The sequence below is a fragment of the Variovorax sp. P1_G12 genome, assembly GCF_056405555.1.
Genome location: NZ_JBFUBW010000005.1, coordinates 274,675 through 281,341, shown reverse-complemented (window position 1 = coordinate 281,341; position 6,667 = coordinate 274,675). Strand labels below are relative to the sequence as shown.

At 67.2% G+C, this 6,667-nt stretch carries 6 protein-coding genes; 4 read left to right on the top strand and 2 right to left on the bottom strand.

All coding sequences use genetic code 11. The features are described from left to right. The coding region (locus tag AC1D2O_RS08345; protein WP_478156702.1) for an acetyl-coenzyme A synthetase N-terminal domain-containing protein at window positions 1-465 on the bottom strand (465 nt) is incomplete at its 3' end. A gap of 164 nt (window positions 466-629) precedes the next feature. On the opposite strand from AC1D2O_RS08345, the gene AC1D2O_RS08340 reads away from it, so the two are divergent. Beyond that, window positions 630-1,247: a YqhA family protein gene (locus tag AC1D2O_RS08340; RefSeq protein WP_478090567.1), complete on the top strand. Its 618-nt coding sequence runs from the start codon at window positions 630-632 to the stop codon at window positions 1,245-1,247. 13 nt (window positions 1,248-1,260) lie between these two features. Here the strand turns inward: AC1D2O_RS08340 and fumC are convergent, their stop codons facing one another. Continuing rightward, the gene (gene fumC / locus AC1D2O_RS08335; protein ID WP_478156701.1) at window positions 1,261-2,664 is read right to left on the bottom strand and encodes a class II fumarate hydratase; all 1,404 of its coding nucleotides are present in this window, start codon (window positions 2,662-2,664) and stop codon (window positions 1,261-1,263) included. Between the two features lie 499 nt (window positions 2,665-3,163). Between fumC and proV the strand changes: the two genes are divergently transcribed. From proV to proX, 3 genes are read left to right on the top strand one after another with little or no spacing between them, the layout of a single operon-like run. Continuing rightward, the gene (gene proV, locus AC1D2O_RS08330) at window positions 3,164-4,405 is read left to right on the top strand and encodes a glycine betaine/L-proline ABC transporter ATP-binding protein ProV (protein ID WP_478156699.1); all 1,242 of its coding nucleotides are present in this window, start codon (window positions 3,164-3,166) and stop codon (window positions 4,403-4,405) included. Window positions 4,406-4,422: 17 nt separating this feature from the next. Further along, window positions 4,423-5,601 carry a glycine betaine/L-proline ABC transporter permease ProW gene (proW, locus tag AC1D2O_RS08325; RefSeq protein ID WP_478156698.1) on the top strand — a complete coding sequence of 393 codons (1,179 nt, stop codon included), beginning with the start codon at window positions 4,423-4,425 and terminating at the stop codon, window positions 5,599-5,601. 35 nt (window positions 5,602-5,636) lie between these two features. After that, complete coding sequence (gene proX, locus AC1D2O_RS08320) at window positions 5,637-6,647, top strand: glycine betaine/L-proline ABC transporter substrate-binding protein ProX (protein ID WP_478093496.1); 1,011 nt, start codon at window positions 5,637-5,639, stop codon at window positions 6,645-6,647. Window positions 6,648-6,667 lie beyond the last annotated feature (20 nt).

Genomic DNA, 6,667 nt, shown 5'->3' with positions numbered 1-6,667 from the left:
CACGCCTTCGATGGTCATCGGCATGTAGATGACGACCCGGTCGCCCTTGCGGATGCCTTCGGCCTTGAGCGCATTGGCGAACTGCGAGACGCGCGCCAGCAGTTCCTTGTACGTGACCTGGGTGACCACGCCGTCGTCGGCCTCGAAGACGATCGCGGTCTTGTGCTCGACCGGCGTGCCGATGTGCTTGTCCAGGCAGTTGGCCGAGGCGTTGAGCTCGCCGTCCTCGAACCACTTGTAGAAAGGCGCATTCGATTCGTCGAGCGTGCGCGTGAAGGGCTGGGTCCACACCACGTTGGCTTGCGCCTGGCGGGCCCAGAAGCCGTCGAAATCGTCCGCGGCTTCCTTGCAGAGCGCGTCGTACGCCGCCATGCTGGCGATGCGCGCCCCTTTGGTGGCCCGCTCGTCGGGCGGGAAGACACGGTTCTCGACCAGGACGGATTCGATCGTGGATGCGCTGCTCATTCTTGTCTCCTGTACCAAACGTGATGACGGGCGGTAATGTCGGGTTCGGCACTTACGGCCGACTGACGGCACATATTAACGACCCCAGCCTGCACAAGGCCTCATGGGGCAGCCCCTAGAATCGCGCGTTTACAGTTGTTGGCAAGTCCCGCCGAAACCTTTCGATGTCAAACGACGACACCCTTCTTCCGAATCGCGGCAAAGTCTCGCCGCTGCGTCCGCTCCCCAACCTGATCTTCGCCAGCCGCTGGCTGCAGCTGCCGCTGTATCTGGGCCTGATCGTCGCCCAGGCCGTGTACGTGATGCATTTCCTGGTCGAGCTCACGCATCTGGCCGAGGCCGCCTTCGGCAGCACGGATGCGCTCGAAGCCCTGGTCACCAGCATCGGCTACAAGACCGCCGCGCCGGTCACGACGCTGAACGAAACCGTGATCATGCTGGTGGTGCTGGCGCTGATCGACGTGGTGATGATCTCCAACCTGCTGATCATGGTGATCGTCGGCGGCTACGAGACCTTCGTCAGCCGCCTGAACCTCGAAGGCCATCGCGACCAGCCCGAATGGCTGAGCCACGTCAACGCCTCGGTGCTGAAGGTCAAGCTGGCCACCGCCATCATCGGCATCAGCTCGATCCACCTGCTCAAGACCTTCATCAACGCGGACAACTACACCGACCGCGTGCTGATTGCGCAGACCGCGATCCACATCACCTTCCTGCTGTCGGCGATTGCGATTGCCTACACGGACAGGCTGATGTCCCGGACCCTCGAAGACGCCCACTGACCTGCGGGAGCGCTCACGGCAGGCGCCCCGTCATGTTCTCCGGCACCACCCACTGGTCGAACTGCTCGGCCGTGAGGTGACCGGAAGCGATCGCCGCCTCGCGCAGGCTGCTGCCTTCCTTGTGCGCCTTTTTCGCGATGAAAGCCGCCTTGTCGTAGCCGATGTGGGTGTTGAGCGCGGTCACCAGCATCAGCGAGCGCTGGACCAGTTCGCTGATGCGCTCGCGGTTCGGCTCGATGCCCACGGCGCAATGGTCATTGAAGCTCACCATGCCGTCGGCCAGCAGGCGCACGCTCTGCAGGAAGTTGTGCGCCACCATCGGACGGAACACGTTGAGCTCGAAGTTGCCGGAGGCACCGCCGAAGTTGATCGCGACGTCGTTGCCGAACACCTGGGCCGCGAGCATCGTGACCGCCTCGCTCTGCGTCGGGTTGACCTTGCCCGGCATGATCGAGGAGCCGGGCTCGTTCTCGGGAATGCTGAGCTCGCCGATGCCGCTGCGCGGCCCGCTGGCAAGCCAGCGCACGTCGTTGGCGATCTTCATCAGGCTCGCAGCGAGGGTCTTCAAGGCGCCGTGCGCGTGCACCAGCGCGTCGACGCTGGCCATCGCCTCGAACTTGTTCGGTGCCGTGACGAAGGGCAACCCGGTGCGCTTCGCCAGTTCGGCCGCCACCTGTTCGGCATAGCCCTTGGGCGCATTCAGCCCGGTGCCCACCGCGGTCCCGCCCAGCGCCAGTTCGCACAGGTGCGGCAGCGCGGCGCGCACATGCGCCTCGCCGTGCGCAAGTTGCGCGACATAGCCTGAGAACTCCTGCCCCAGCGTCAGCGGCGTGGCATCCTGCAGATGGGTGCGGCCGATCTTCACGATGTCGGCGAAGTCGGTCGATTTCTTTTCCAGCGTCCCGCGCAGCCTGGCGATCGCCGGCAGCAGCTTGTGCGTGATCGCCTCGACCGCCGCGACGTGCATCGCGGTCGGGAACACGTCGTTCGACGACTGGCTGCGGTTGACGTCATCGTTCGGATGCACGAGGCGCCCCTCTCCGCGCTCGCCGCCCAGCAGTTCGCTGGCGCGGTTGGCCAGCACCTCGTTGACGTTCATGTTCGTCTGCGTGCCCGAACCGGTCTGCCAGACCACCAGAGGGAACTCGTCGGCGTGCCGGCCGGCGATCACTTCGTCGGCGGCGGCGGCGATGGCCTGGGTCTTCCTTTCGTCCTGGAGGCCCAGCGCATGGTTCACCACCGCCGAGGCGCGCTTGACCTGCGCCAGGGCGCGGATGATCTCGCGCGGCTGCCGCTCGCCGGAGATGTCGAAGTTCTGCAGCGAGCGCTGGGTCTGCGCGCCCCACAGCTTGTCCGCAGGGACCTCGATCGGGCCGAAGGTGTCGCGTTCGACGCGGGTCTGAGGGGATGTCGTCATGAAGGAACTCCTCTGTCAGGGATAGGGGATCGGCCGTTCACCGGGCGCTATGCCGAGTATCGCCTCGAACAAGAATGGCTCGCATTTGATCTGGCTGCGCAGCCTTGACTCTTCATGTCAAAAAGTTATAATCCACCTTCCCAGACGATCAACAAGTCATGTTGATCAGCCTGCACTACTCGCGGATCTCCGAATCCCGTCGCGGTGCAGGATCCTCTTGCGCCGGGTCCAGCCCGGCAACCGGCCGGTTTTTTTCCGGCCCCATTGCTACGCCACGCTCATCCAGGCGGCGCCCCTCGACCAGGCCCGCTGTTCTGCGAATGAAGCATCCGGTGGGCACGGGTTTCGTCGCCATGTCGTCTTCAGTGCCCATCGGCAGCCCTTGAGGCTCGCCGGGCCGCTGCGCGCGCGCTCCGGGGGACCCATCGGCTGATGGCGCGGCCGCCGTCGCCCTCGTGGGCGACGCCCTGTCCACCCTTCCTACAAGGAGCCCCGGCGTATGGCCAAAGGAATTCTCATCGATCACGTGTTCAAGGTCTTCGGCGACGAGCCGGAACAGGCCCTGGACCTGGTCCGCCAAGGCCTTTCCAAGAAGGAGATCCTGGCGCGCACCGGCCAGTCGATCGGCGTGTTCGACGCCACCTTCGAGATCCAGGCTGGCGAGATCTTCGTCATCATGGGCCTCTCGGGCTCGGGCAAGTCGACGCTGGTGCGGCTGCTCAACCGGCTGATCGAGCCGACCGCCGGCCGCATCGTGATCGACGGCGCGGACATCAACGAGCATTCCGACGCGAAACTGCGCGCGCTGCGCCGCAAGGACATCAGCATGGTGTTCCAGTCCTTCGCCCTGATGCCGCACATGACGGTGCGCGAGAACACCGCCTTCGGCCTCGAGCTCGCCGGCACCGGCAAGAAGGAACGCCTCGACCAGGCCGACCAGGCGCTGGCGCAGGTGGGGCTCGCCGGCTGGGGCGACAGTTACCCCGACGAACTCTCGGGCGGCATGCAGCAGCGCGTGGGCCTGGCGCGCGCGCTGGCCTCGGATCCGTCCATCCTGCTGATGGACGAAGCCTTCTCGGCGCTCGACCCGATCATCCGGACCGAGATGCAGTCGGAGCTGCTGCGCCTCCAGCAGGCCCAGCGCCGCACCATCGTCTTCATCTCCCACGACCTCGACGAGGCCATGCGCATCGGCGACCGCATCGCCATCATGAAGGACGGCCACGTGATCCAGGTCGGCACGCCGGACGAGATCCTGCGCAGCCCGGCCGACGACTACGTGCGCAGCTTCGTGCGCGGCGTCGATGCCGCGGCGGTCTTCAAGGCCGCGGACATCGCGCGCAAGTCGCTCACCGTGGTCTCGGAGCACGCCGACCGCGGCGCACGCGCGGCGCTCAAGCTGCTCGAGGACCAGGACCGCGACCACGCCTACGTGGTGAGCGCCGGCAAGCGCTACCTGGGCACGGTGTCGGCCGACACGCTGCGCGCGGCCCTCGACGGGCATTCGGGCCCGCTGGGCCTGCAGCACGCGTTCCTGGATGCGCTGCCGCCGATCGCGGCGGATGCGCCCGTGGCCGGCCTGTTCGGGCAAGTGGCACAGGCGCCGTGCGCCGTGCCGGTGGTGGCCGGCGACGGCCGCTTCTGCGGGGCCATCAGCAAGACCACGCTGCTGAAGTTCCTCGACCGCGACACGCCGCCGATGGAGCCCGCGACTGCCGTCGCCATCGCCGAAACGCTCTGACCCCGAAGGACCTCTTGATGAACGACACCGCACTTCCTTCCGAACTCGCCCCGTTGAATGACGCCGTGGCGTCGCCGCCGTCGCTGCCGCCGCAGACATCCATCGACCCCTGGGCCAGCGTCTCCGCGACGCCCGATGCGTCGGCGACCAGCAACTGGCTCGATGCACCGGCCCCGATCGACGCGGCCCGGCAACTGGCCGGTTCGGCCGATCCCGCGGCCGGCGGCTTCCAGCTGCAACGCCTCTGGGATGGCTCCATGCCCGTCGAGTCCTGGATCAATCAGGGGCTCGGCTGGGTGGTCGAGCACTTCCGCCCCTTTTTCCAGACCGTGCGGCTGCCCATCGACGGCACGCTGACCTGGGTGCAGGGCCTTCTCAACGGTCTCCCGGCACTGGCCATGATCGCGCTGATCGGCCTGCTGGCCTGGCAGTTCGCCGGCCGCAAGCTCGCCATCGGCACCGCCGTGTCGCTGCTGCTGGTGGCGCTGCTCGGCATCTGGTCCGAAGCGATGGTCACGCTGTCGCTGGTGCTGACCTCGCTGGTGTTCTGCTTGGGTGTCGGCCTGCCGATGGGCGTGCTGCTGGCCAGCAGCGACCGGGCCCAGCGCCTGATGCGCCCGGTGCTCGATGCGATGCAGACCACGCCCGCCTTCGTCTACCTGGTGCCGGTGGTGATGCTGTTCGGCATCGGCAACGTGCCGGGCGTGATCGTGACCATCATCTTCGCGCTGGCGCCGCTGGTGCGCCTGACCAACCTGGGCCTGCGCCAGGTGCGGCCGGACCTGATCGAGGCCGCCCGCGCCTACGGGGCATCGCCCTGGCAGATGCTCGTGAAGGTGCAGTTGCCGCTGGCCATGCCCTCCATCATGGCGGGCATCAACCAGGCGCTGATGCTCTCGCTGTCGATGGTGGTGATCGCCTCGATGATCGCCGTCGGCGGGCTGGGCCAGATGGTGCTGCGCGGCATCGGCCGGCTCGACATGGGCCTGGCGACCGTCGGCGGCCTGGGCATCGTGCTGCTGGCCATCACGCTCGACCGCCTGACCCAGGCCATGGGCCGGTCGCGCCGCAGCAGCGCGCGCCGCTGGTGGCAGACCGGCCCGGCCGGCCTCGCGCTGCGCCTGCTGCATCGCCTGGTGCGCCCGTCGCGCGGCGAGAACGACCCCGTTGCGGCCTTGTCCACGCAAGTGCAGTGAAGGGCCTGGCCATGACCTTCGAAGGAATCCAACGCATGAGAAGAACCCGCCCCGTCGCACGCAGCCTGCTGGCCATCGGCCTGCTGGCCCTCGGCCTCGCCACCCAGGCCCGCGCCAACACTGATCTGCCGGGCAAGGGCGTCACGGTTCAGCCGCTCAAGAGCTCGCTGGCGGAAGAGATGTTCCAGACGCTGCTGGTGTCCAGGGCCCTGGAGAAGCTCGGCTACGCGGTCGAACCGATGAAGGACCTCGAACCCGCCACCGAGCACCTGGCGATCGCCAACGGGGACGCCACCTTCATGGCCAACCACTGGAACCTGCTGCACGCCGACTTCTACAGGAACAGCGGCGGCGATGCCCGTCTGTTTCGCCAGGGGGTCTATGCGGACGGTGCGGTCCAGGGCTACCTGATCGACCGGAAAACGGCCGACCAGTACGGCATCACCAGCATCGACCAGTTGAAGGACCCGGCGATTGCGAAGCTGTTCGACACCGACGGCGACGGCAAGGCGGACCTGACCGGCTGCAACCCCGGCTGGGGCTGCGAACTGGCGATCGAGAACCACCTCGCGGCCTACCAGCTGCGCGACAGCGTGACCCACAGGCAAGGCAGCTACGCGGCGCTGATGGCCGATACCATCGCGCGCTTCAAGCAAGGCCAGCCGATCCTCTACTACACCTGGACGCCCTATTGGGTCAGCGCCGTGCTGCGGCCGGGCACGGACGTGGTCTGGCTGCAGGTGCCGTTCTCGTCCTCGCAGGGCGACAGCGTCGACACCCGGCTCCCCAACGGCAGAAACTACGGCTTCCTGGCCAACCGGCAGCAGATCGTCGCCAACAAGGACTTCGTCGCGAAGAATCCTGCGGCCGGCCGCCTGTTCGAGACCATGAAGCTGCCGATCGCCGACATCAACGCCCAGAACCTGCGCATGAGCCAGGGCGCCAACACCCAGCGGGACGTCGAGCGCCATGTCGACGGCTGGATCCGGGTCCACCAGACGCTGTTCGACGGCTGGATCCAGGAGGCGCGGGCCGCGGCGAGGTGAGGCGCCCGCGGGTTTTTACC